This window comes from Streptomyces sp. NPDC042259 (assembly GCF_055582085.1).
In genome coordinates, this window is the sequence record NZ_JBVJDW010000011.1 from 131,112 (window position 1) to 155,967 (window position 24,856).

General features: G+C 67.8%; 18 protein-coding genes, 2 pseudogenes and 1 CRISPR repeat array. Of the genes and pseudogenes, 7 read left to right on the forward strand and 13 right to left on the reverse strand.

The annotated features are described in order from the left end of the window. Nucleotides 1–978 precede the first annotated feature (978 nt). A CRISPR array of direct repeats spans nucleotides 979–1,494; the repeat unit is 28 nt; unit sequence GTCCGCTCCGCGCAGGCGGAGGTGAGCC. A 104-nt stretch (nucleotides 1,495–1,598) separates the two neighbouring features. After that, a complete protein-coding gene (locus tag ACZ6MA_RS26475) occupies nucleotides 1,599–1,952 on the forward strand; it encodes a hypothetical protein (RefSeq protein ID WP_469436499.1) in 354 nt (117 codons plus the stop codon). Nucleotides 1,953–1,982: 30 nt separating this feature from the next. Here the strand turns inward: ACZ6MA_RS26475 and ACZ6MA_RS26480 are convergent. Beyond that, a pseudogene (locus ACZ6MA_RS26480) lies at nucleotides 1,983–2,095 on the reverse strand (AAA family ATPase); the annotation flags it as partial. Between the two features lie 29 nt (nucleotides 2,096–2,124). Next, nucleotides 2,125–2,268, reverse strand: a complete 144-nt coding sequence (locus ACZ6MA_RS26485) for a hypothetical protein (protein WP_469436501.1) — start codon at nucleotides 2,266–2,268, stop codon at nucleotides 2,125–2,127. Between the two features lie 374 nt (nucleotides 2,269–2,642). On the opposite strand from ACZ6MA_RS26485, the gene ACZ6MA_RS26490 reads away from it, so the two are divergent. After that, nucleotides 2,643–4,016, forward strand: a complete 1,374-nt coding sequence (locus ACZ6MA_RS26490; RefSeq protein WP_469436503.1) for a helix-turn-helix transcriptional regulator — start codon at nucleotides 2,643–2,645, stop codon at nucleotides 4,014–4,016. A gap of 2,233 nt (nucleotides 4,017–6,249) precedes the next feature. Here the strand turns inward: ACZ6MA_RS26490 and cas3 are convergent. The 7 genes from cas3 to ACZ6MA_RS26525 form a co-directional block, all read right to left on the reverse strand. Next, nucleotides 6,250–8,988, reverse strand: a complete 2,739-nt coding sequence (cas3, locus tag ACZ6MA_RS26495) for a CRISPR-associated helicase Cas3' (protein WP_469436504.1) — start codon at nucleotides 8,986–8,988, stop codon at nucleotides 6,250–6,252. 73 nt (nucleotides 8,989–9,061) lie between these two features. Beyond that, complete coding sequence (cas6e, locus tag ACZ6MA_RS26500) at nucleotides 9,062–9,718, reverse strand: type I-E CRISPR-associated protein Cas6/Cse3/CasE (protein WP_361936011.1); 657 nt, start codon at nucleotides 9,716–9,718, stop codon at nucleotides 9,062–9,064. Further along, the gene (gene cas5e / locus ACZ6MA_RS26505; protein WP_469436506.1) at nucleotides 9,715–10,455 is read right to left on the reverse strand and encodes a type I-E CRISPR-associated protein Cas5/CasD; all 741 of its coding nucleotides are present in this window, start codon (nucleotides 10,453–10,455) and stop codon (nucleotides 9,715–9,717) included. Before cas5e ends, cas6e begins: the two co-directional genes overlap by 4 nt. Continuing rightward, nucleotides 10,452–11,708: a type I-E CRISPR-associated protein Cas7/Cse4/CasC gene (gene cas7e, locus ACZ6MA_RS26510; RefSeq protein WP_469436507.1), complete on the reverse strand. Its 1,257-nt coding sequence runs from the start codon at nucleotides 11,706–11,708 to the stop codon at nucleotides 10,452–10,454. Before cas7e ends, cas5e begins: the two co-directional genes overlap by 4 nt. Next, a complete protein-coding gene (gene casB / locus ACZ6MA_RS26515) occupies nucleotides 11,705–12,325 on the reverse strand; it encodes a type I-E CRISPR-associated protein Cse2/CasB (protein WP_469436508.1) in 621 nt (206 codons plus the stop codon). Before casB ends, cas7e begins: the two co-directional genes overlap by 4 nt. Beyond that, nucleotides 12,322–13,866, reverse strand: a complete 1,545-nt coding sequence (gene casA, locus ACZ6MA_RS26520; RefSeq protein ID WP_469436510.1) for a type I-E CRISPR-associated protein Cse1/CasA — start codon at nucleotides 13,864–13,866, stop codon at nucleotides 12,322–12,324. The genes casB and casA overlap by 4 nt, the downstream gene beginning before the upstream one ends. A 505-nt stretch (nucleotides 13,867–14,371) precedes the next feature. After that, nucleotides 14,372–14,782: a hypothetical protein gene (locus tag ACZ6MA_RS26525; RefSeq protein ID WP_469436511.1), complete on the reverse strand. Its 411-nt coding sequence runs from the start codon at nucleotides 14,780–14,782 to the stop codon at nucleotides 14,372–14,374. A 1,305-nt stretch (nucleotides 14,783–16,087) separates the two neighbouring features. Between ACZ6MA_RS26525 and ACZ6MA_RS26530 the strand changes: the two genes are divergently transcribed. The 3 genes from ACZ6MA_RS26530 to ACZ6MA_RS26540 all read left to right on the forward strand — a co-directional run bounded on the left by ACZ6MA_RS26530 (nucleotide 16,088) and on the right by ACZ6MA_RS26540 (nucleotide 20,931). Beyond that, the gene (locus tag ACZ6MA_RS26530; protein ID WP_469436512.1) at nucleotides 16,088–16,612 is read left to right on the forward strand and encodes a lipoprotein; all 525 of its coding nucleotides are present in this window, start codon (nucleotides 16,088–16,090) and stop codon (nucleotides 16,610–16,612) included. A gap of 251 nt (nucleotides 16,613–16,863) precedes the next feature. After that, nucleotides 16,864–20,619, forward strand: coding sequence for a hypothetical protein (locus tag ACZ6MA_RS26535; protein ID WP_469436513.1), 3,756 nt, complete (start codon nucleotides 16,864–16,866; stop codon nucleotides 20,617–20,619). A gap of 21 nt (nucleotides 20,620–20,640) precedes the next feature. Continuing rightward, nucleotides 20,641–20,931, forward strand: a complete 291-nt coding sequence (locus tag ACZ6MA_RS26540) for a hypothetical protein (protein ID WP_469436515.1) — start codon at nucleotides 20,641–20,643, stop codon at nucleotides 20,929–20,931. A gap of 97 nt (nucleotides 20,932–21,028) precedes the next feature. Here the strand turns inward: ACZ6MA_RS26540 and ACZ6MA_RS26545 are convergent, their stop codons facing one another. Both ACZ6MA_RS26545 and ACZ6MA_RS26550 read right to left on the reverse strand, forming a co-directional pair. After that, nucleotides 21,029–21,211, reverse strand: coding sequence for a hypothetical protein (locus tag ACZ6MA_RS26545; protein WP_469436517.1), 183 nt, complete (start codon nucleotides 21,209–21,211; stop codon nucleotides 21,029–21,031). Nucleotides 21,212–21,657: 446 nt separating this feature from the next. After that, nucleotides 21,658–21,831, reverse strand: a complete 174-nt coding sequence (locus tag ACZ6MA_RS26550; protein WP_469436518.1) for a hypothetical protein — start codon at nucleotides 21,829–21,831, stop codon at nucleotides 21,658–21,660. A gap of 314 nt (nucleotides 21,832–22,145) precedes the next feature. Here ACZ6MA_RS26550 and ACZ6MA_RS26555 point away from each other — a divergent pair, with 314 nt between their 5' ends. Next, on the forward strand, nucleotides 22,146–22,475 hold the full coding sequence (locus tag ACZ6MA_RS26555; RefSeq protein WP_469436519.1) for a DUF6247 family protein: 330 nt from the start codon (nucleotides 22,146–22,148) through the stop codon (nucleotides 22,473–22,475). On the opposite strand, the gene ACZ6MA_RS26560 is transcribed toward ACZ6MA_RS26555, so the two are convergent. Continuing rightward, the gene (locus ACZ6MA_RS26560; RefSeq protein WP_469436521.1) at nucleotides 22,433–23,236 is read right to left on the reverse strand and encodes an NAD-dependent epimerase/dehydratase family protein; all 804 of its coding nucleotides are present in this window, start codon (nucleotides 23,234–23,236) and stop codon (nucleotides 22,433–22,435) included. The genes ACZ6MA_RS26555 and ACZ6MA_RS26560 overlap by 43 nt on opposite strands. 157 nt (nucleotides 23,237–23,393) lie before the next feature. Between ACZ6MA_RS26560 and ACZ6MA_RS26565 the strand changes: the two genes are divergently transcribed. Beyond that, on the forward strand, nucleotides 23,394–23,810 hold the full coding sequence (locus ACZ6MA_RS26565; protein ID WP_307530672.1) for an ASCH domain-containing protein: 417 nt from the start codon (nucleotides 23,394–23,396) through the stop codon (nucleotides 23,808–23,810). 100 nt (nucleotides 23,811–23,910) lie between these two features. Here ACZ6MA_RS26565 and ACZ6MA_RS26570 read toward each other — a convergent pair. Then, nucleotides 23,911–24,764: pseudogene (locus ACZ6MA_RS26570) on the reverse strand (IS5 family transposase); the annotation flags it as partial. Between the last annotated feature and the right edge of the window lie 92 nt (nucleotides 24,765–24,856).

The window sequence follows — 24,856 nt, forward strand, 5'->3', positions numbered from 1 at the left end:
GGGGAACGGGCGGCCTGGCCTCCGGCGAGGGGGACGCCAGGACGCTTGCCAGTTCTCGTCCTGGCAGCGCTCCTGCTCCGGAACCACTGAATAGCCTCCATGAGGCAAGCGATGAGGTCCAATGGGCGCAGAAGCCCGGTCCTTGAAGTCACGAATTAGCAAAGCCCCTCAAACACCCCAGGTCGCGAAGGGTCCGCTCCGCGCAGGCGGAGGTGAGCCGCAGATCGACGAATGGTCGCCCCGGGTCGCTCTGTCCGCTCCGCGCAGGCGGAGGTGAGCCGCCGTGACACCGGTCCCGGACGCGGGTGTATTCGTCCGCTCCGCGCAGGCGGAGGTGAGCCCGGGGGCCGCAGCTCAAGGGAAACCCTCAGGAATCCTCTTCACGCCAACGGAGGGGAACGGGCGGCCTGGCCTCCGGCGAGGGGGACGCCAGGACGCTTGCCAGTTCTCGTCCTGGCAGCGCTCCTGCTCCGGAACCACTGAATAGCCGCCATGAGGCAAGCGATGAGGTCCAATGGGCGCAGAAGCCCGGTCCTTGAAGTCACGAATTGGCAAAGCCCCTCAAACACCCCAGGTCGCGAAGGGTCCGCTCCGCGCAGGCGGAGGTGAGCCGCAGATCGACGAATGGTCGCCCCGGGTCGCTCTGTCCGCTCCGCGCAGGCGGAGGTGAGCCGCCGTGACACCGGTCCCGGACGCGGGTGTATTCGTCCGCTCCGCGCAGGCGGAGGTGAGCCCGGGGGCCGCAGCTCAAGGGAAACCCTCAGGAATCCTCTTCACGCCAACGGAGGGGAACGGGCGGCCTGGCCTCCGGCGAGGGGGACGCCAGGACGCTAGCCCAGTCCTCGTCCTGCCAGCGCTCCCGGTCCGGAACTACTGAACAGCCGCCACAAGGCCGTCGACCAGATTCAATGGGCACAGAAACCCGTTCCTAGAAGTCACGAATTAGCAAAGCCCCTCAAACATCCCAGGTCGCGAAGGGTCCGCTCCGCGCAGGCGGAGGTGAGCCGTCGTCGGACGACGGCACCACCATTCGCCAGTCGTCCGCTCCGCGCAGGCGGAGGTGAGCCGCTGTTCAGCGGCGCGACACCACCGGCGGCACCGTCCGCTCCGCGCAGGCGGAGGTGAGCCGGCCGACGTCCACCGTGCGACAGGGGTGGCCCGGTCCGCTCCGCGCAGGCGGAGGTGAGCCGGTGGTGTGCCAGCTCGCGAAGGCCGCGTGGGGGTCCGCTCCGCGCAGGCGGAGGTGAGCCGCCATTCCCCGAAGGGGAGGTTATGAAGGGCGTGTGCTCTCCGCGCAGGCGGAGGTGAGCCGTCGGCGAGCTTCGGCCAGAAGGCCAGGACTGCGTGCTCTCCGCGCGAGCGGAGGTGAGCCGTCGACCATGGACTCCAAGGGCGGCATCGACCCGTCCGCTCCGCTCAGGCGGAGGTGAGCCGCCGGGGTCGGGTGCGTAGTTGACCAGGCCGACGTCCGCTCCGCGCAGGCGGAGGTGAGTTGCGGATGCGCGCGTGTTTGTCCTGCCCAAGGTAGGGCCTCCGTGCAGGTATGCCCGTGGGAGGATCGTGATGTGGAGAGCCCTGGTCCTTCGTTCCGTCGACGCTTGCTCATCGAGTCGCTGACCGTGTTGGCGGCTGAGGCCTCGGTTCAGGTGGCCTGGCTGGACCAGCACGGCGTCCTTGCGGATGAGATCGCGCTGGACTTCGACGATGCCTTCCGCCTGGCCGGGCGTTTGGTGGAGGAGGGGCTTCTCGGAGGGGAGGTTTTGCCTGAGTTGCGAGCGGTTGGCGTGATTTTCCATGAGATGAGCAGTCAGGAAGACGTCGGCCGGTGGGCCAAGGATGCGCTGTCCACTGACGAGGGGTGGCAGCAGGTACGGCGATTGGCCCGGGAAGTTCTTGTCGCGGAACTGGGCGAGTGGAGCCTGCCCATGCCAGAGACCTGTGTAGTCCGCTGACAGGACCGGGACGTCATCCAGGTCAGGCCATGTGTCGCGCTCGATGGCAACGAGTCGGTTCTTCAGCCGGTAGCTGGGGCCGTTGATGACGGTCACGTCACAGGGGGGAAGTAGTGGAGGAGACGGTCGAGGATCGCGGTGCGAGGACCTCGTTCGCCGAACCCAGCCCCGTTCACCGGCCCACCGCACGGCACAGGCGGTCCATCAGCTCCATCTGGATATCGGGCCGGACGACGGCGGCGCCCCCGAACGAGTAACGCTGGAACTGCCGCTCGATGCGGGCGAAGACCGCGGGGCTGCGCTGGCCCACGTTCACGCACAGAAGCCCGCTCGATCCGTCGAGGATCCGGCGTCCGTCAGCGCAGTGGAGCCAGGGACCGGTCGATCCTACGACGGTGAAGGCCGGTAAAGGCCTGGATGATGTCAGCAGCCGGGCGCGGCGTGGCGCGTACTGATCCACGGAGAAACCCCCTCTGGGGTGGGCGGGAAGCGCGCGGCGGATACCGTCTCGTCGCGGCCCCCGGGGGTTGCTCGCTCCGGGTCCGGCGGTTGCGGTCCGCTGCGCTGAGTCGCAACCGAGTAGAGCGTCAACACTCGTTGTCCGTACAGGTGTTGGGGAGCTGGCCCCGGTGTAGCCCTGGCCGCCGAAGCGGTAGGCTGCGGGGCCCTGCCGATGATGGGATGGGACGCGTGGACACACCAATCCGCCACCCACTCGCCTACGCCCGGATCGCGAAAGGCTGGTCACAGACCGACCTCGCCCGCCTGATCCGGCAGGCAGCAGCGGGCCGGGGACTGCGGTCGGGAGCCATCGCCCAGCGGGTGTCGAAACGGGAGTCCGGGCGCGTCATCCCCGACGACGAATCCCAGGCCCTCCTTGCCGACGTCTTCGGCATCGACCCCAGCACCGTACGTGCCCTCGGCTGGCCCCACTGGCTCCCCGGCATGGACGCCCCGCTGCCTCTCGGCCCCTCCAGCACCGTCCCCGCACTCCGAGAGGCCCTGGGTTCCCTCATGGACCGCCGCAGCTTCGTCGCCTTCACCCCCGCCGCACTCGCCGGCCTCGCCTACCAGTGGGCCGAACGCGACCCGCAGACCGTGGCCACCACCCTGCGCGGCCGCCGCGTGGACGCGGAGATCGTCGCCGGGCTGGAACGCCACAGCCAGTGGCTCAACAGCCTCCCCACCGAACAGCGCCAGCACCTCGGCCCCCTGCTGGCCGGACACCTCCAGACCATCACCGGCCTGCTCGACGAAGGCCGCTGCACCCAGGCCGTCGGCCGCCGCCTGCACGCCCTCGCCGCGCGGGTCGCACAGACCGCCGGATGGCACCGGTTCGACCACGGCCACCACGCCTCGGCCGCCCGGCTGTGGCACAGCGCCCTCCACAGCGCCCACCAATGCGCGGACCACGACCTGGGCGCAGGCGTTCTCTCCGATTTGGCTTACCAGCAGACGTGGCTGCGCGACCCGCGCACGGCCGTGACCATCCTCGACCGCGCCATCAGCCGAGCCGGCCACCCCACCGCACGCTCACTGCTCAACCTCCGCAAAGCCCGCGCACACGCCGCCCTCGGCGAGGAACTCGCCTGCACCCGCGCGCTCGGGGCCGCCGAGAAGTTCCTCGACGCCGCCCCCAGCAGCCCCGCCCCGGCCTGGTGCGCCTGGCACGCCTCGACGGACATCGCAGTCGACACCGGCCGCTGCCTCCTCGACCTCGGCCACCACCGGCGCGCCCAGCAGCTCATCGAAGAGGGCACCCGCATGCTGCCCGACGCCCGCCTCAAGACCCGTGCTGTCTTCCTCGCCTACGAGGCCGAGAGCCTCCTCCACTGCGGCGAAATCGACCACGCCGCCGCCACCGCCCACCAAGCGCTCAGCATGGCCACCCGCATCGGCGCCCCCCGCTGCGAAGGCCTGGTGCATGGCCTCATGCCCGTCTTCGCGGCACACCCCACAGCACAGGGAGTGCCCGAACTGCTGCACCTGGGGGACGGGGGAGCGTGTGCGCACGGACAGGCGACAAATCCAGACGGCGGTGCTCGGCAGGGCAGACTTGGATGAGCCGTTGATGCTGCCGATGGAAGCGATCGAGCTGGATGCGTTCCGCCGCCGCTGTGTCCGCTCCTCGCAGGCGGAGGTGAGCCGGATACGGGGGCGTCCCAGGCCGGCGTCGCGTCGTGCTCTGGAACCGATGAACAGCCGCCATGAGGCAAGGGATCAGATTCAATGGACGTAGAGCCTGCTCCTTGAAGTCATGAATCGGCAAAGCTCCCACAACGCCCCAGGTCGCGAAGGGTGCTCTCCGCGCGAGCGGAGGTGAGCCGTCCGTGTCGTGGCGCGGCCTGTTCATGAAGGCGTGCTCTTCGCGCGGGCGGGGGTGAGCTGGCCACCCTCAGGCGAGGCGAGCCAGCCGGCAAGCGCTCTGACCAGATGCTCCAGGCCTAGTCTCCGCGTGCGATTGAATGGGCGCAGCGCCCAGTTCTTTGAATCACGAATAGGCAAAGCCCTTCCAACATCCCAGGTCGCGAAGGGTCCGCTCCGCGCAGGCGGAGGTGAGCCGGAGCGCAAGGCCCTCACGGAGGCCGTTAAGGCGTGCTCTCCGCGCGAGCGGAGGTGCGCCGACGTCGACGGCGCCCTGGACGACCCAGCGCAGGTCTGCTCCGCGCAGGCGGAGGTGAGCCGCAGGCTCCAGCCGCAGACCGTTGCCGACGTCAGTCCGCTCCGCGCAGGCGGAGGTGAGCCGGCTTCGTACATCTCGTGCATCTCTGCGGCGCGGTCCGCTCCGCGCAAGCGGAGGTGAGTCGGCCGAGGGTACGACGAGGTACTGACAGCGGCCGGGCTCTCCGCGCGAGCGGAGGTGAGCCCGGGGGCCGCAGCTCAAGGGAAAACCGCAGGAAGCCTCTTCGCACAAACGGAGGGGAACGGGCGGCCTGGCCTCCGGCGAGGGGGACGCCAGGACGCTGCCCAGTTCGTCTTGCCAGCGCTCCCGGTCCGGAACCACTGAACAGCCGCCATGAGGCAAGCGATCAGATTCAATGGACGCAGAAGCCCGTTCCTTGAAGTCACGAATTAGCAAAGCCCCCACAACGCCCCAGGTCGCGAAGGGGTCCGCTCCGCGCAGGCGGAGGTGAGCCGGACGAGCAGTCCCCGGTCCTGGTGTTCACCCGGTGCTCTCCGCGCAGGCGGAGGTGAGCCGGAAGACCGCGCAGTGAGCCGCGGACGGAACACGTCCGCTCCGCGCAGGCGGAGGTGAGCCGTGGGGGGGGCGACGACGGAGGACCGCGCTCGGCTGTGCTCTCCGCGCGAGCGGAGGTGAGCCGAGGCTGGCCACAGCTGCGTCGAGCCAAACGGAGGGGAACGGACGGCCTGGCCTCCGGCGAGGGGGACGCGGGCACACTTGCCCAGTTCTCGTCATGCCAGCGCTCCTGCTCCGGAACCACTGAATAGCCTCCATGAGGCAAGCGATCAGATTCAATGGGCACAGAAGCCCATTCCTTGAAGTCATGAATTGGCAAAGCCCCCACAACGCCCCAGGTCGCGAAGTGCTCTCCGCGCGAGCGGATGTGCGCAATACCCCTTGGGCCTGCGAGGAATGATCAGGCCGTGCTCTCCGCGCGGGCGGGGGTGAGCTGGCCACCCTCAGGCGAGGTGAGCCAGCCGGCAAGCGCTCTGACCAGATGCTCCAGGCCTGGTCTCCGCGTGCGATTGAATGGGCGCAGCGCCCAGTTCTTTAAATCACGAATAGGCAAAGCCCTTCCAACGTCGCAGGTCGCGAAGGGTGCTCTCCGCGCGAGCGGAGGTGAGCCGGCGCTCATGTCGGCGCTGAAGTACAGGGTGGGGTGCTCTCCGCGCAGGCGGAGGTGAGCCGTCGCGTGGTGGTGGCGCTCGATCCATGGAAATGTCTCCGCGCGAGCAGAGGTGAACCGTTTTGTCGAGCAGCGCGTTCTAGCCCTTTTGCGTGCTCTCCGCGCGAGCGGAGGTGAGCCGAGGTCATGACGGGGCATCTCCTTCAACGAGCGGTCCGCTCCGCGCAGGCGGAGGTGAGTCGTCGATCCGCGCTCGGGTCTCATGGTGGGAGTGACCGTTTCGCTCGAGCGGAGGTGAGCTGGCACAGGAACACAGCATCCCGCTCATGGTGACGTCGTTTCCGTGCAGGCGGTGGTGAGCCGAGGCTGACGACTCCGTTGCGAGGGCGCAGGGCTTGCTCTCTGTCTGGGCGGAGGTGCGTCGTCGGGCTGGTCGTCAGAGTCCGTGGCGGTGTGCTCTGCCGTGTGCGGATGGGGCAGCGGGTCCCCTATTGGCGCATGAGTCCGTTCTGTGGGTCGAGGATGATGGTTTTTCTTCCTGCTCGGTAGGTGCTGACCGTGGTGCGGGTGACGGGGTGGGGGACGAGTGTGAGGTCGCGGATTCCTGGGATGGCGGACCACTCCTGTGGTGGGTTGGTGGCAGGGCCGCGGTCGGTGAGCCATTGGCTGTTGATGGGGATGGTCGCGTTCATCAGCTTTCTGATGGTGCGCCGGTCTTCGGGGTCGATGTGTTGGGGCAGGGCTGTGCGGTCCGTGTGGTGGGTGGGGTGTAGCCAGTGCTGGCCGTCGGCTGTGCGGTAGGTGGGGAGGATGCGAATGCTGTCGGCGCCTAGCCGGGTGGTGATCTGGTCGGGGTGTTCGTCGGTGTTGGTCAGAGGGTGGAGGTCCCGAACGGTGGCGGGCGGGGGAATCATGTGGAGGTGGGCGACGGCTGCGCGTTGCATGTCTTCGGCGATGCGGTCGGAGTCGTCGGCTCCGGCGAATTCCGGCCCGTAGACCTGGTCGACGAGTTGCTGGGTGTCTTCGGGGACGCTGATGTGCTTGTCGTGGCCTTCGAAGGTGTCGAGGAGGTCGCGGGTGCGGCGCAGGAGGGATGGAGGGTAGATCTCTCCCCAGTGGCGGGGTGGGAGCTGGCCGGTGGGGATGAGGACGGCTAGGCGTGGTTCGCCTGTGGGGGCCCAGGCGGGGCGGTCGGTGCGGTGGTGCCGGTGGCCGCGGCCGGCGCGTTGGAGGAGGAGGGCGAGGGGGGCGAGGTCGCTGATGACGAGGTCGAAGTCGACGTCGAGGGACTGTTCGGCGACTTGGGTGCTGATGACGACGAAGGGGCGGGCGGGGCGTTTGCCGCGGGGGCCGGTCCAGCGTTGGACGCGGCGGGTGATGGCGGCTCGTTGTCGGGCGGGCATGCGGGCGTGCAGGAGACGGACCAGGGGTGGCTGGTTGGTGGTGCTCCAGGCGGTGGTGAGGAGGTCTTTGGTGGCTTGGGCGTCGGCGACGGTGTTGCAGATGATCAGTGCGCAGCCGGTGGAGGTCGTTTGGAGGGGGCTGAGGAGGTTGAGGAGGGTGCGGGCTCGTCCTGTGGGTTTGTCGGGGTGGTGGGTGGGGGTGCAGTGGAGGGTGTTGATGGTGAGGGTGTGGGCGCGGTGGGAGCCGAGTGTTTCGGAGGTGGTGATGGTGCCGGTGGTGTGGTCGGTGTGGGTCCAGCCTGGGTAGCTGAGGGTGAGGGGTGGGGTGTCGGTGTGGCCGGCGCCGTGGCGGTAGGCGTGGACGAGGGCTGCTGCGGTGTCGCCGGTGACGGTGGCGGAGAGCAGGATGACGGGGACGCCAAGGGCGCCGAGCCATTGCAGGAGGCGGAGGGTGAGTGCGTGGCCGTGGGCGTCGTAGGCGTGAGCCTCGTCGATGATGACGGTTTTGCCGGACAGGCCGAGCCAGCGCATGGCCATGTGGCGGTGGGGCAGGACGGCGAGGGCGGCTTGGTCCCAGGTGCCGACGGCGATGCCGGTGAGGAAGCCGCGGTGGCGGCCGCGTAGCCATTCGGTGACGGTACCGGGGTCGCAGGTGGCGCTGTGGAGGTCGTCGGGGGTGTAGGTGGCGTCGAGCCATGCCATGGCGTGGAGTAGTGCGACGGGGGGTGGGGTGTGGCAGTTGGCGCGGGTGTGGTCGCGTACGCGGGTCCACATGGCGTCGGTGGTGGCCATGGTGGGCAGGAGGAAGGCCAGGCCTTTGGTGCCGGCGGCGGGCCCCATGATTCGTTCGGCGAAGAGGGCGGCTTCGGTTTTTCCTTCGCCCGGTGGTGCGGTGATGAGCAGCAGCCCGGGGCCGTTTGTCAGGGTTGGTAGCTGTTTGGCGAGGCTTTCCTGGGTCGGGTGGAGCTTGTGGCCTTGGAGGTGTGGGAAGAGGGTGGGGAAGGTTCTGCGGCGGCGCCAGGTGGGTGGGGTGAGCTGGGCTTCTCGTAGTGCTTTGGGGGCGGCGCGGCGGGCGCGACGGACGTGGGCTTCCCAGGTTCGGGGGTGGTCTTTGTTCCAGCGTCGTTGGCGGTCGCGGATCCAGGGGAGTTGGGAGGCAAGCCAGTCGGCGAGGACGATCAGGCCGGTGGTCACGACGGCGGCGGGTCCGGTCGCTGTTCGGGTGGGGTATTTGGGTGTGCCGAAGAGGTGGTGGATCAGGTGGATGAGGTGCTCGCGCTGGGCGTCCCATTCCTTGTCTCCCAGGCCGGGTACTGCGGCTAGGGGGCAGGAGAGCTCCCCGCCCTGGTGGGAGAGGGCGGGCGGGTAGGTGCCGTGGTGGCCGCCGATGATCTGTGCGATCTGCTGGGCTGCCATGTTGAGGGGGCGGCCGGTCAGGGACAGGCCCTGGGTGCGGTGGAGGAGGTCGGGCAGGGTGAGGTGTGCTGCCCGTTGGTGGCTGGGGGTGCGGAAGGCCGTGGGGGCAGGTTCGTAGCCGGGGAGGCCGGTGAGCTGGTCGGCTGCGGGGGCGCAGGCCTGGAAGCCGGGGGTGATTTTCCCGAGGTCGTGAAGGCCGGCGAGGCAGACGAGGAACTGGCGGGCCTGGGTTGCGCTGAGGCCCCATCCGTGGGTGATGACGTGGCGTTGGCGTGGGGTGAGGTAGCGGTCCCATAGGGCGGTGGCCATGACGGCGGTGTCGATGGCGTGGCAGCCCAGGGGGTAGGGGCCGTCGTCGAGGCCTTTGGCCTTGCCCCACAGGCGGTGTTCGAACGGAGCGGGGAGCAAGGGCGGGTCTCTTCCTCTCTGCCGGGGTCCGAGGCGGCGCGTTTCGGACCCCGGTGGTGGTTCTGCTGGGTTGTCAGGGGCGGTAGGGGGCGATGGAGAGCAGGCCCAGGCCGTAGGCGCGGCCTTGGCCGATGCCGAGGGTGATGGCGGTGCGCAGGGCGTCGGGGTCGGTGACGGTGGCGACGCCTTCGAAGCGGATCGCTTTCAGGAGGACCGGTTTGGTGCCGTTGCGGGTGGCCCGTACGGGCGGCTGGGGGAGGTCCAGTGCGAGTTGGCTGGTCATGCCTGCCTTGTGGGCTTGGCGTTCCCACCACGCCAAGGCTTCGTCTCCGGTCACTGGAGTGCGTTTGCCGCGTTTGCCCTGGATGAAAGCTGTTTTGATCGGGTTCGCGTCGATGCGGTATCGCACACGCCGGCCTTCGGCGACCCAGTCCAGGAGGGGGCCAAGATCCCGGTAGGCGACGTGGCGGGCGTACCCGTGGGGGAGGGCGTTGCGGTTGATGGGCAGGGTGGACTGGATGAGGAGGACGGCACCGGCTTGCTCGCGCTCGAGTCGGTAGAGGGTGTGCGTGGCGGCGCGCGGAGTGCTGCCGAGGGTGTCCGGGAAGAGGGCCTGGACGGTGTTGTGCAGGCGGGAAGCGTCCTTCAAGTCCTGGTGGACGGCGTGGCTGCGGGCTTCCAGGTGCAGCTGGGCCAGGTGCAGGCTGCGGGTGGCGGGGGCGGTGGTCACGCGGCTGCTGCCTCTCGGTATGCGGTGAGTTCGTCGATCCACTGGGTTCCGCGGCCGGCTTCCCGAGCGTGCGGAAGTAGGCGTTCTCGTTGCCATACGGGCCTGCGTGTAAAGGTGCGCCGGGGGCCGGGCCGGTCCCGGACTTCGGTGTCCGGTTTCGCTCCGGGTTCGGGTGCCGTGTCGTAGATGAAGGTCACCGGCTCCGGGACGTCGCGGCTGGGGAGCCGGTGCAGCGGCAGGCGGTCAAGTTCGCCCACCGCATCGGGGACGTCGGCGCGCAGCAGGATGGGGGTGTCTGGTGTGCAGGAGCGGCGCCCCAGGCTGAGCCCGAACTTGGGTCGCTGGAGTGCGGCTCCGCAGATGTGGGTGACGGATGGCGGGCCGGTGACCGCGACGGTGAAGGCGGCGTCGGTGAGGTACCAGCGTTCGGTGAGGATGGTGCCCTCGCCGAGTTTCTTGAATTTGCCGTCGGCTGTGGGTGGGGTGAGGTGCCGGGCGTAGCCGCCGCCGATGGTGTGGAAGTCCATCTCTCTTTGGCCGGGCCGGTCGATGCGGATGGTGTATCCCAGTTCGGCCAGGTCGCTGTTGTCGCTGTCGCGCGGGCGCCCGAGGGCGCAGGCGAGCAGACCGGTCAGGGCGGATCGGGTGGGCCAGCGGTGGGTGGTGCGGACGTCGAAATCTGCGTCGTTTCCCCAGGACTGCTGCGGGCCGGAGAGGTGCAGGAGCAGGCCGTTCATGCCTTCTCCTGGGCCACGGTGGCCGCTACTCGCGCGACCAGCTCGTCGAGACCGTCGAGCCGGTCGCCGAGCGCCGAGAAGGTCTGGTCGGTGAGCCCGCTGTGGGCGTGGGTGATCAGGCCCTCCGTGCCCAGGAAACGGTGGTGAGCGGCGGCGTGTTCGGCCAGCTTGGTCAGCGAGGCTGGGATGTAGCCGTCCGAGGTGTCGGGGACGGGGGTCTCGTACGCGCCGACCAGGCTGACCGGGCGGTCGGAACGCACTGCTGCATAGACGAGATGGGGGACGGTGAACGGCGCGGTGCCGGACGACTTCGCGGGCAGGACGGTGGTGACGAAAGCGCGGAGGAACTCGGCGGTCACGCTCTGCGCCGTCTCGGTGTCGCCATCGAGATTGCCGATCAGTTCGGTGACGTTCAGGCAGGCGTAGCGGTAGAAGGTGGCGGAGGTGTAGCGGTTGTCGCCCATGTGCCCGGCGCCGGTTTCCGTTCCTTCGTCCTGGGGGATGTCGTCGACGGCCGTGAAGTAGTCCAGCTGGGTGGTGGCGGCATGGGTGCTGAGCCCGTGGGCCATCTGGACGGCGCCGTCCACGGTGGAGCCGGCCTCGTTGGCGAGCATCCGGCCGAACGCGGCGACGGAGGCGTTCCTGCTCTGCAGGATGGCCAGGACGTCGGCCTTGGTCAGGACCTTCGCGGCGTACTTGGCCAGCAGGCTGCCCTCACCGAGGACCGGCTCGTCTTCGTCACCGTCCTCCGGCTCCTCCTGTGCGGGGGCGGTCTTGCGCGTGGTCTTCTTCGCGGCCTTCTCCGCCTCCGTCTGGATGTCATACACCGCCTGGGTGATCTCACCGCGGTGGGCATCGGCCAGCTCTGCCAGCTCGTCCAGCGCGCTTTCGGGAAGGAACAACAAGGCGTTGGTGCCCTGGCTGTCGGCGATCCCCAGACCCTTGACCCCCGCAGCCAGGATGAGCATCTGTCCGGCGATCAGCGCGGTCTCCTTGTCCCACCCCCGGTCCGCCAGACGCCTGGCGACAGCCTTGGGCACGCCGCGGGTCCGCAGTGCGCGGATGCCGGTGGCGTTCTCCACCGCCCGCCGGGTGTGCCGCTTGCCGTTCTGCGAGGACTGCCTGGCGCGCATCACACCGCCGTACTTGGCAGACTTCGGGGCCCCCTGCCGGTCCCGGTTCAGGTTCGAGTAGGGGTAGGACTGGATCAAGTGGACGTCGACGTAGAGGTTGCCGGACGCGGGGGTGGTCACTTCGTGTTCTCCTCGGTGGAGCGGGCGGGGGTGTGGAAGGCGCGGGCCCAGTCGATGCGGACGTCGTCGGCCCAGGAGGGCCAGCGGGTCAGGTCGCGCAGCAGCACCGGCCAGTGCACCGGAACGCGCTGGGCGCGCAGCAACGAGATCGCGCCGGGCAGATCGCGGTAGAGGTCCTCGGTGTCGAGCTGAGCGAGGTAGGACAGGGCGTCGGCGGCGTTCTGCTGTCGCATGGCACCGGTGGCCGCGGCACGTGCGTAGGACCAGCCGAGGTTTTTGTGCTTGTCGGCTGGCTTGGGGGGAGGGGGTGGGTTGGTCTTGGCGGTGGCCGGGTTGGGGGCGTCGTGGACCGCGTACAGGCATGCCACGAGCAGGTAGGGCTGCTCGGCTTCGCGGGTGGCGGTATGGGCCGGGATGCCGCCGGCGGGCAGGAGGTGCATGTAGAGCTGCCACGGGGAGGCCAGTTCGTCGGCCAGCCCTTGACGCAGGGCAGCCCGTCCGCCCGGCGTGGAACACGCTTTGCGGACCGTGCGAAGGAACTTCTCGTACCGGTCCAGCGGATTCGGTGTTACGGCTCCAGCGGGCTGCAACGATGCTGGCAGGGGTTCGGCAGTCACGCGGCTTTCTTCCTTCCGGAACGGGGGTACGCCAGAGCCGAGCGGGCCTGCGCAATGGGATGCAATCCTTGGGGAGTGGTCGCCGCTGGACGGGTGATGGCGTCGTAGATCTCCAACGCCAGCGCCCTGAAGCGCGGAGGCGGGGCGTCGTCGTCGGCGATCGCCGTCCAGAAGGCGGACTCCGCCCGGTCCCAGAACTGCGCGGTGGCATCGTCCGCCCACGGACAGGTCTTCTCCCCCGGAGACAACTGCTTCCACGCAGACCGCAGGCACCTGGCCATGTCCGCAGCCGTCATCTCAGCGGCGAGGCGTATCTGAGCGACGCGGGCCGCCCTCTGGGGGTGCCGCGAGGGCAGGTAGGGAGCGATGCTCGCCGGGGTGGTCACCGCGTACCAATGCTCGTCACGGTCTTGTTTCTCCTGGTGGCACCCCAGTGCCCTGACCCGCACATCCGGCAGGGCCTCGAGGACCTCCTGCGGCAGGTCCGCGTACACCGACAGCCAACCGGGCAGCATCATCCCCTTGACGCCGACCGCCGCAGGGTCCTTGGCATGAATGAAGGCATCAAAATCCCGGAGCAGCGAGCGGCGCCAGTTCGCGCGCGCCGGGCCGCCTTTGGCCCGGTCCACGACAAAGGGATCCCGAGCGGCCGGCAGGTCCGTGCGGCTGCCCCACGCCACCCAGCACGCCACCGCCCGCGCACCACTCTCGTCCGGAGCCAGCAGTACGTGATGTGCCGTCCTGCCGGTCAGTAGGGACACCGGCCCCTGGGCGGGCGCGGGCAGCAGCGGGTCCTCCAGTTCCTCCCGCTCCCACGGCGCCAGATCACCGGCGACGTCCCCGGTGCCGGTCGGAGGCGGGCAGGAAAGCACCAGCGACGTGAACAGGCTCGCCCCCAGTGGGTGGAAGGACACCAGCGACCTCAACGGCGCGGCCCTCATATTCTTGGAATTCACCCCACCGTGCTGCCGCTGCGCACCCGTACCCGAGGGGCCGTATCCACGCCAGGCCAGCACCCATCCCAGTGCCTCCGCCGAGGGCACCGGCTCTTCCTGCGGGGTGTGGTCCAGCCACGGCTGGTTCGCCCCTGACGGGCGGGGCATTACCAGCTTCCCCGGAGCGGCCCGCCGCGAGCACTCATCGGCCAGCCGCGGGTCCTGGAGAAATGGACGGTGGCGGTCGTAGAGGTCGAACCGATGCCGCCACCGGTCGAAGTATCCGTTGACGGCCTCGGTGTCGAAACGGCCGACGGACAGCAGAGCGTCGAAGCGCTCCTCCCACACCGGCTGCTCCGCCACGTCCAGCCCTCCGACGCGGATGGCGAGCGCGGTCAGCAGCCTGCGGAGCATCGACTCCACCGCCGGATTCGGCGCCTCCAGGTCGCAGGCCATATGCGCGCCCAGCAGAGCGCCCAGCAGTCCGGTCTCGTAGTAGGCGCCGGGTACGGCACCGGGTAAGAGAGCCTTCAGCTCCCCCGGGTCCATGTCCTCGCGGAGGACCAACGTGACGCACGGCTGGTCAGCCGTATTACAGACAGGCAAGATGCCCCTCCATCACCACGGGAAGCGCCAACGATGCGCTGGCGTAAGGAAGTTGTCGGCCGCCGAAGCATCCCGAGAAAGCGACGCTAAGCGTGCGCGCCGAGCGCGCGCAACCGGGTCCCGTGAGCTCGGCAGAATTGTCAGTGTCGCCCGGTACAGTCGGCTGGCACCCACTCCGCCCACTCGGAGATCCCTCATACGCATACCGGGCGAACGGAGCTAAAATCACTTCGCTCCGCCGTAGCGGAGGTCCTCCATGACACATTGCCGACGGCGTCACCCAGACCAGTGGCACCGGGGTCAGTGCGTGGAGGGCCGGACGAGACGTCTGGCTGCCCCCGTCACGTCGCGTCGCGTGGCATCACGTCGACCGGCTCGCAACCGTCAGTCTGGACCGTTCCCGAGGTGACCAGGGCGAAGGTGCCGGCCGGGTATGACTGGGCGGCTCACCCGGCGATCTACTCCTCTGGGGCAAGCACGCTAGTAGGCGAGGGAGCCGGAAGAGCTATTCGGCGTCGACCTGGCCGGGGCCGCACTGCACCAGGCCCGTGAGGCCGCCAAGGCCCGCGGCAAGGGTGGGACGCGACGGGCGCGAGCCGACCCAGTTCGCCCTCGTGCTCCAGGGTCTGATGGCCGACCGTGCCTGGGATATCCCGGCCGCCGACGGCAGCATCATCGACTGGTCGGCGTGCAGCAGGAGCTGGCCCCGTAGCCGCTGGGCCGTCGTGCGGGCCAGCAGCGCGGGCGTCGCAGCCTTCAGCGCCTTCTCCCCCCACTCCTCGTCCCGGCGGTCGAAGCCGTGCGGGCTCCTCGCCGGGGTGCACAGGGCGTCGATCACCGTCTTGAGGGCTTCCTTGGGGAGATCCTCGCTCATCGCGAGGTCCCGCCACAACGGGTACGTACGGGCATTGACCATTCTCGGATCCCCTCCCGCTTCCCTGACTCGGCGTCACCGCCCGGCCTCCATCCGTGGCACGACCGTACGGCGCACCCGGGCCCGAGCGGGCGCGGTCCACGAAGTCGACTCGCCTTACACGCTGCACCGACCCGTGCTGACGCGGAGGGTGCGGCAGGCTTCGGCATGACCGGGATGGTTTCCTGGAGACGGCAGCACTGGCGGGCGGCGGGTCACGAGTGCGGAATGGGTCCGGGCATCGAGGATGCGGCGGTGTGCGGCCACATCACCGCGTCGGGGCCCGGCGGTGACCGGCGTGACCGTGTTGTGCCTGGTGGGCCGCGCGGCGCGGTCCAGAAATGCGGGATCTCCGGGGTCGACCTGGTCCGGGTCGCGCTGCGGGCCGCTAGGGAGGCGGCGCCGAAGAACGACAGCGGGCAGAAGGCGAGGCAAAGCCGCGGTCGGTCCGTATGGTGCGGCGCGACGGTCGCGAGCGGATGGGCCTTGGGCCGCGATCGGCGCGTTGGTCTCCGAGCGCGCGTGGGAGCTCCCGGCCGCTGGTGCAGGCGGCTCACCTGGTGCCGCAGCCGCGCGACGGGACGGGCGCGAGTCGACCGGGTTCGCCGTCGCGCTCCAGGGCCTATTTCAGACTTGCCGACAATTCAGCTTGATGGCCTTTGAATCATAGGTCAGATTACCAATATACCTTGCGAACGTCGCTGTGGGGGTCGGAGTGCCGACACGACCCCCGCTGGGCTCTGCGGAGGGCGGTCAAGCGAATGCGGCGGGGTGCGTCGTGTGGATTGGCCACCAGGGGCCGGGCGGCCAGAGGGCGGGAATCGGTCAGCTGGACACAAGCCTTGGAGGTACATCGGCCGCACGGCCGCCCTCAGTGGGAGTGAGCTCTGGCGTCGGGGTCGACGCATTCCCGTCCGGCGCGCGGCGCCATGCGTGGTTCTCGGCGCCGAAGCACGCTGCAGGGATGGGCATACGGGCCTCCGGGGGCGCGCGAGGGTGATACGCCGCCGTGACCCCCATGCGGCATTTCTGTATGAACCAAGCACCTGCAAACACGGTCGGTTTGCAACGCTATATTCAGCCGTTCCCCTGCCCGTTACTCATAGTAATTACTTGACGGTCGCTGGCCCCTGCAGTTAATTTTGCTCGGCTTGATCCACTGGGGGGTGGCCGTTCTAGGGGTGGGGTATGAGGGATCGGACCGTCTTACGGGCGCTTGCAAGCGCTGTGCTTTTTTCTGGCGCCCTCGCTGGGTGCACTTCGCAGTCCGGTGCCGCGAAACCCGATTCGTCGCCGGGAGGCGATCAAGTGGGCGGCGTATGGCGTGACACGGTGAAGGCGGCGACGGGGCGGGAGCAGCTCGGCGGGAAAGAAAGTCCGTGCCGGCTGAAAGTCACCTTCCGAATCGCGCAATCGTGGCAGCCGAAACCTGTTGAGGCCGAGGCGGTCGGCGGCCCAGTGAAGCAGGGCCCTGCCCAACTAGCCTGTGAGATCGATGCGAAACCCGCCGGGCAAGTCGGGTTCATGCGTGTATGGAACCGAGTGTCCTCCGATACCGGCTCGCGGCAGGCGCTGGAATCTTTCGTGACTGACGAAAAGCACCTCAGCAATGTCGTTTACAGGAAAACCAAGGCTGGGGAGCTTCCTGCGGTAGAGGTTACCTATCTCAACGCGGCGCCCGGCTTGCCGGAACCTAAGCGAGAGCGGGCCCTCGCCGTGGAAACCCCTGACGGCGCCATCATCTTGCATCTAGGCGGCCTCGATACCGCCCAGCATGAGCGCATGCTTCCCGCCTACCAATTGGCGAAGTCGACCATGCGACTGGCGAACTGAACGTTTGACCTGCCAGTACTGGCTTTCTGGGTTACAGCTCCCACCCAGCTAGTTCCAGCCTAATTCCGATGGGCATCGGGCATGCAAGCGTTGCAACTCAGAGGCTAAGGGAAGAGACAGCCTAACGTCGGCGCGTCTAAGTGCTGCAAAAAATCACTCTCACACATCCATGAGGATTCATGCCGCTCAGATTACCGAGCAAACGAAGATTATTCCGTAACGACGGATCACAAGGGATGCAACCGCGTGCCATGCGTGCCCTGACGCTCGCGACGGTTGCTTCGCTGACACTCACCGTCGCCGCGCAGGCAGCACCTCCGTCTGCCCTGTCGCCGGCTTCGGCGAAGCGCACGTCCGCGCAGGAAAAGGAAGAGCCGCGTTCCAGTCTCGGAACCGCGGGTCGCACGGACCGCTGTGCTTTCGGCGCCTTCTACCACTGGGTTGGGCCGGAGTCCAAGAAGGTGGCGCAAGCCTTAATGGAGGGACCTGATGAGGGCCTCCATGACGTACTGCCCGACTGGATGGCAGGCAGAGGGAAGCTAGGAGAGGCCGCAGCTCGCGACCGGGCGTCCAACGAGGCCGGCAGGGCAGGTTGGGGGGACGAACAGGGCACCTGGGAGAGTCAGCTTGCGCCGCTCGCGAAGTGGCCTCTGTCCGGCACCGACCTGCGGCACGCCCCGGACTTTCGCGGACTCGTAAATCAGGTATACGCAGACGCTGGCGTCGATCTTAGTTGGGATCCGGTCCCCAAGCCGAGCAAGGCTGCTGTCGAGCAAGTTCAGCAACTGGTCCGAGGCGACTTCAACGAAGACCTGCGTACCTTCTACTGGGCCAACGGCCAGGATGGAAGCGCAGCCGACTACCGTCAGTTCATTCAGTACGGCGGCTACCTGAAGACACCCCCAGTCGAAGGATCGGCGGAGTACCGCACCGAAGTCGAAGCGCTCAAGATGCGCTGGGCCCAGTGCGATAGCAAGAATCCGTTGGACCCGTTCAAGACAACCTTCGACTCTGTCGTTTCCACCGCGAATCAGGAGTGGCAGGCAGAACTTGCCGCGCAGGCAGAGCCCCGCAACGACATCGTGGCTCTGGAGGCTGATGCCGTCGGGTTCATGAAGACTGCCTCCCGGAAGATGTTCACGGCAGTCGGTCAGGCATGGGTGGCGGACAGTGTCCTGAAGTGGGAAAAGTACTGGCGGGAAAGGATCAAGAAAGATCCCACGTCTGCCTACCGCCCCGGGCCTGAAGTATTCAAGCACGCTTCGAGTGTGCTGAAGTCGGCTCAGCAGAAGGCGACCAAAGCTGCCGGCGAAGCAAACGATCTGATCCCACGGTCCAAGTACCTGACTGCCAGAATCAACAAGGCACAGCTGCAGGCTGATGAAATCGCCGACGCTGCCAACGTGCCGCGGGGGCGAGGTCTGACCTACGCCCTGCAGTCGGCTCAGGTCGGTAAGGCGTCCGCAGCGGCCACCGAGGCGGCTGCCCTGGCTGCCCTCACGGCGAAGAACGCCACCGTAGCCACGGCGGAGGACAGTAAGACTCTCGCGTCGCTCGCGGAAACTCAGTCGCATGCGGTCCAGGCGGAATACCACCGTGTGCGAGCGGAAGAAGCTGCCGCTCAGGCCAAGGACGCGGCGGCCGGAGCGGCAAAGCAGGCCGAGGACGCCAAGGGGCAAGCCCGCAAGGCCCTGGCAGCTCAGGCGAAAGCGGAGGCTGCGGAAAGCAAGGCCAAGAAGGCGGCAAGTGACGCCCACGACAAGCGACTCATCGCCGAGCAGGAACAGCGAGATGCCGCCAAGTACCGGACGCAAGCCGACGAGTATCGCTCCAAGGCGTCGGAGGCAGACGGGAAGGCCAAGGAACAAAGGGAGCGCGCGGCGTCCGCTCTGAGCGGAGCGCAGGCGGCAGGCAAGACCGCGTCGGACAAGGCCGATGACGCGGAAGAGGCTGAGAACAGGGCTTCTGTGGCACGGGATGCGGCTGAAGCCGCGGAACGGAAGAAGAACAGCGCTGGGTCACGTGCCAAGGCACTTGAAGCGGCTGCCGCTGCGGCTGAGGGCACTGCGGACGCTAAAGAAGCGAGAACCGCAGCGAATACGGCTAAAGCGGAGGCATCGGACGCCGCCGACGCCGCGTCCAAGGCCCGCTCAGCCGCGAACGAGGCGACCGAAGCAGCAATCGGCGCACGCGAAGCTGCCACTAAGGCCGAAGCTTCCGCACAGCGGGCGCGTGCTGCGGCGGATGGTGCAGCGGCTGACGCTGCCGTGACGGGTGCAGCGGTCCTGACTGCGCATGCCGCAGCGGCCGAAGCAATCGAGGCTTCCGAGCACGCTGCGCGTAATGTGCGAGAGGCTGAGAAGCTGGCTAAGGCGGCAGCGGAAGCCGCCATCACGGCTCGTAAGGAAGCCACCGCAGCTCGTGCCGAGGCCAATGCGGCACGGAAGTCCAGTGCTGATGCGACCGGCCATGCATACGCAACGGCCGAAGCTGCGGCTGCAGCCCGTGACTCCGCGGCCGGGGTAACTGAGGCCGCCAACACGGCAATCGGTCTCGCCAGTCCTTATCAGCTCCGCGACCCTTCAGCAGGGCTCGCTGTCCTGGTTGGTCAGTCAGCCAAGACGCTCGCACAGCAGCAGGCTGCGGCAGCTAAGGCTAAGGCGGCGGAAGCGGCCCGAGCCGCGAAGGAAGCACGGGCGCAGGCTGCCAAGGCGGACAAGGATGCCAAGGCTGCGGCCGTGGCGATGGCGAACGCCGCCGAAGACGCAGCCAGAGCGGCGCAGTCACTCGAAGATGCCCGTGTGTACGCCGCCCAAGCAGCAGAGGCCGCAGCAGCAGCACAAAAGGCCGAAGCCAACACCGAGAAGTACGACGCTCAGGCAAAAACCGATGCCTTGATGGCCGCCAACGCCGCCAGCGGAGCTGAGTCCGACGCCACTGCCGCGCGCCGCAGCGCCACCGACGCTGAAAGAGACGCCGGCAGCGCCCGTAAGGCAGCCGACAGCGCGGAGAGGGGCGCAAGCACTGCGCGCGACGTTGCCGCTACGGCTGATAAGGACGCCACAGCCGCCGAGAAAGACGCGGAGAACGCTCGCGACCACGCCAAGGCGGCCGATCAAGCGGCCACCCGCGCTGAGGAAGCCGCGCGAAAACGCCACGAAGAAGAACGCAAGCGGCGTGTGGAGGTCGGTAGCCCGGACACCGGTCCAGAATTGCCAAAAGATGACGAAGCGATTCTTTTAGCCACCTGCGGACAGCAGTGCGTGGACGAATTTCGGCAGGCAAAGCTTTCCGCCTCCCAAAATGTCATCGACTGGGTGAAGGCTAATGGCGGTCAAATCCTGCTCGACGTTTTTGGTGTGACAGACGCCAAAAAGTGCTTCTCGTCCGGCGATGTCGAAGGTTGCTTTTGGACGCTGGTGAATGCTCTGTCCGCGCTCACGCTTTTTACCAAGCTTCCGGCGATCAGTGTGGCAGTCGTCCGAATCAGTGCAGGCATTGGTAAGTTTTTCGAGGAATCCCGAGCTGGTAAGAGCACCATTGACCGACTCAGGAAGGTCATCGAGAAGCGTAAGAAGGAGTCCAAGCCGCCTTGCCGAGACGGTAAGTTCGCGCAGACGAACTCGTTTGGGGCAGCCAAGGGGGCCAATCAGAAGATCTCGGCAGGGTTGCCATTGCCCTGTGGTTTCGATGTCCCCGAGTTGGACGAAAGAGCCATTGACGACATCAGGGACTACCACTTCCGCGGTGGGGCACATGTCACTCCCGCTAAGGGAGTTTTCAAGGACAGCGTCACCAACGAGGATCTTGAGAAGATCTTCAACAAGGGGCTTGAGGCTGAGATGAAGGGACCCAACAAGAGCCACTACTACGAGCGGGTTTTCGACTACGGAGATAATGTGGGGTTCACCTCGGAGAACCAAGGCTCGCAACTGACATCGTGGGTAATGCTGGTTCACAGCAAGTACGGTGATGTCATTACGATGTTCCCCATCCCTAAGCCCTAGCGCTCGAAAGAGGAGAACCGAGTGAGTTTGGACATCTATGTGAAAGATGTCAGGCGTGAGCAGGTGGAGGCGCTCGGCGATGACGCCGATGGGTCATTCAGTCGAACCTGCGAGGCGGCACCGGAAACGAGTCTGCTGTATGGCGTGTCGAAGTACGGCGACACGATGTTCAATACGACTCAGCTGTACAGGCTTGTTTCAGAGCTGGAGAGCCTTCCTGGAGAGGCGTTGACCCCTACCGTCCAGCGTGTCCTTGACGCTGCGCGACGGGCAATCCGACTGTCCGGCTACCTGCTTTTCGTCGGCGACTGACTAATCGTGCAACTGCTGAGGGCCACGCTCTCTAGGAATACGGGGTCCTCAGCAGCGGCAGGCCATGTGCGTCTGGGGCACCCCGCTGCACGGCAGGTCAGTTACTGACCTGCCGGTATCCGCGCCTGCTGGCGAGCGTGGTCTGCGCGGTCTTGCGGTACCAGCCGTTGACGCCGTGTTCGTCGGAGTCGGCAGCGGGCCAGCGCCCGCGTGAGAGGTCCGCGCGGATGGTGACCGCCGTGATGCCGACTCCGGCGGTGGACGGAGACGGGCGGTGCAACCGTACCTTCCACGGTCTTCGGGCCCGGATGCAACGTGCCGGGTCCTCGGCCTCGCGTCCTCGGCCTCGCGCGGGTCGGCGTCGGTGATCTGCTCCGTGTTCTGGTCCACACTGGCGAAGCGATGGCGGGGCAGGTCACTGTAGTCGGCGACGCGCGAATCCTGACCCAGTGTCGACGGTCGAGAATTGACCTCCGATGCGTCAGTTGATCTTGCTATTTGCTGCTGCTGTTCGCGTCCGCGCATGCGGAAGCTGTCGCCTCGGAGGCTGATGACCTCCGCGTGGTGGACGAGGCGGCCGATCATCGCGGCGGCGACGCCGGGCGTATCTGAACCAATCGAGCCACCGCCGGCGGTCGGTGCATCGCGCAGCGCCGCAGCAGCCACCCGAGGCCCTCCAGCCCCCTGGCACGCACGCGTACCTTTTGCGACGGCCGCGAGCCGGCGTCACCGGTTGACGATGACGCCCACGACCGTCACCACCACCGTCACGCCGCCCATGGCGAGCGTCAGCGAAGCCACCAGCGCCGGGCGCTGGTGCGCAAGGTAAGCGAGGGCGCCGGCCACCAGGAGGATGACGAGGACCAAGAACAGCAGCACGAGCAGGAGCAGGGTCGACACGGCAGTGTTCCGTTCGGTCGGGCATGCCGGGCTGGCATGCGGTCGGCGGAGCATGGAGTGCTCGCGCCCCTGGTGTCGCGGGGGGCGAGACGGGCAGCACGCTCTGGAGCGCGCAGCGGTTAGCCGCGCAACCCCCGCCCACCGACCACTCGACCGGGACAGCACCCGCGCCGACAGACACGGGGAGGACCCGCCTGGAGGACCAAATGAGCGCGCAGCCCGACCACGCCCCCCTCACCCCGTAAGCCCCCGCGCCCGGGGCGCCGGCCGAACTCCTCGCCCAGCTGCGCGCCGACAAGCGCGCGGACCGCTGGGTGCCGGCGTTCGAGCGCGAGTGGTCGGCCGCCCTCGAGGAATCCCGCCGCACGTTCTCCCTGGCCGGGCTCTACGAGGTCGTCCAGGACTGGCAGGGCCGCATCGCGCACGCCCAGGCCGTCGACGCGTTCGTCGCCTCCGGCTACGACGACAGCGATGCCGTCGACCTGGCGGAGCCCGCCGCCGCCGCGGGTGAGCCCGGCGCCGTACGAGGTCCGCGTCTCCGCCCCGGCCGCCAAGGTCCTCCACGTGCTGCCAGCATGTATGTCGGGCATGGCTGTGAGCGTCAAGGCCGCAAGTGCTTGAGGGTGAACTCGGGCAGGGCGTAGGGGCCGGCCTGGGGCGCGGCCGGGTCGATCGGGATGTCTGCTGCGGGGATGTCCGCGGCGTGGAGTTCGGCGTTGTCGACGGGGGTGTAGGCCAGTTCTGCCGGGTCGGGGAGTTCCCAGAAGCGGCGGGTGTTGGCGGAGACGGCGTACGCGGTGGCGAAGCGGGTTGGGAGTGGTGCGGTCAGGGCGGCCCGGATGTAGCCGACGGCGTCGCGCGGGCTCAGCCAGGTCGCCAGGTGCCGGGATTCGGTGGGCAAATGCTCGAAGCTGCCGATGCGCAGGCAGACGACGGACAGATCGAACTTGTCGGCATACAGGCGTCCGAGCGCTTCGGCAGCGGCTTTGCTCACCCCGTAGAGCCCGTCAGGGCGTACCGACTCCTGGGGGCGGGTGAGGTGCGCGGCAGGGTAGAAGCCGGTCACCCGGTTGCTGCTGGCCAGCACCACTCGCTCGATCCCTGTGCGCCGCGCCGCCTCTAGGACGTGGTGGGTGCCGAGCACGTTGGCTTCGAGCAGATCGGGGAGAGGCGCCTCGTCGGGGATCCCGCCCAAGTGGAGCACGCGGTCGGCTCCGGCAAGGGCCGATTCCACGGCGGCGGCGTCCCGCAGATCCACGGTGCGCACATCCTCGGTCTCGGCCTCCGGGCGCATCGACACCCGGTCGAGCAGGGTCAACCGCGCCGCCTCGCTTCGCAGCGCCTCCCGCGCCACGGAGCCGATGGTGCCCGCAGCCCCCGTTATCGCCACCGTTCCTAGACTCACTGCGCCTCCCCTGGCTTCGACAACCTGCGAATCTTCGCGCCTGTCGATCCAACTCAGCAAGGCGGTGGGGAACTAGGGCGTGTTGCGAAAGTGCTTGCTGTGGGTGTCGGGACAAGCGGCCATTGATCAACGCGACCCGGGTTCGTACCATCTCCCGATGGGGCATGACGATCTTCCGACTCTTGAACTCGCTTTTCCCGGACCAGAACGTGACCGTGGCGTGGCGGCGATCCTGAGCGGTCAGAAGACCGCGCTCACAGGCCTCCTGGAGATCTATGAGCACGCCGGAGAGGCAGTGCCGCAGAGCGGCCAGCGGTTCTCAGTGCTCGATTCCGAGGGTCGTCCGGCCGTCACGATCGAACTCGTTGACGTGCGGGTCGTTCCCATGAAGGAAATCGACGATGACTTCGCGCGAGCCGAGGGGCGCGGCTACTCCGACGTTGCACAGTGGCGAGCAGCCCACGAAGAGTTCTTCCAGAGCGATGGCGTGAGCGAGTTCCTGGGTCGCACCCCCGACATTACCGATGACACTCTCGTCGTCGCCGAACGCTTCCGAGTGGTCAAGCCCGTGTGATCGGTGGCCGGCATCCGACACGACGAGAGTCCGGAAGGATCAGCTGGGCAAGCTTTGAGAGGCGGCGGGAAGGCTGTTGGTCATAGCCACTCGTTGATGGCGCGACCAGCACTGTTGCCTCATAGCGGACGGCAAGTTTGTCATATCTCGTGGCCACGGCTCGGTGGCGCTTCAGCCGGTTGATCCCGCACTCCACCGCGTGGCGCTCTTTGTAGTCGGCCTTGTCGAACTTGGGCGGTCGGCCGCCTCGGGAGCCGAGCTTCTTGCGGTTGCGGACATGGTCGGACTTCTCCGGGATCGTGCAGGGGACGCCTCGTCTGCGCAGGTAGGCGCGGTTTGCGCGAGAGCCGTACGCCTTATCGGCGCGGACCTTGTCCGGCCTGGTGCGAGGTCGGCCCGGGCCGATGCGGGGCACCCGGAGGCCCTCCAGTACAGGTTGGAACTGCGGACTGTCATGCCTTTGGCCCGCGATGACGAGCAGGGACAGCGGCTTCTGCCCCTGCTCGACCGCGAGGTGCAGCTTGGTGGTCAACCCGCCACGCGAGCGTCCGAGGCCGTGGTCGTCGGGCTCGGTGTCGACGCCACCAGGAGGCTCCTTCTGCAGATCCCCCTTTTGCGAGCCCCGGCGGAGTGCTGGTGGGCGCGGGCGATCGTGGAGTCCACGCTGACGTCCCAGGTGATCAGGCCCTTCGCATCGGCCTCGGCCTGCAGTTGCTCGAAGATCCGCTTCCAGGTGCCGTCGCGCTGCCACCGTCGAAAGAGGTCGTAGGCCCGGTCCCACGGTCCGTACCGCTCTGGGAGATCACGCCACGGTGCACCAGTCCTGGTCCGCCACCGTATGCCGTCGATCAGCTGCCGACGCGTCCATGTCGGCGGCCGCCCTGGCTTCTTGCCCGTCGGCAACAACGGTTCAAGCCGGGCCCACTGGCCGTTCGTCAGATCACCACGCCCCACGGCGCGTGATCATTTCACGACCTTGATCCACTTTCGCAACACGCCCTAGTGCTCTCTGCGCAGGCGGAGGTGAGCCGCCATTGCAGTCGAGC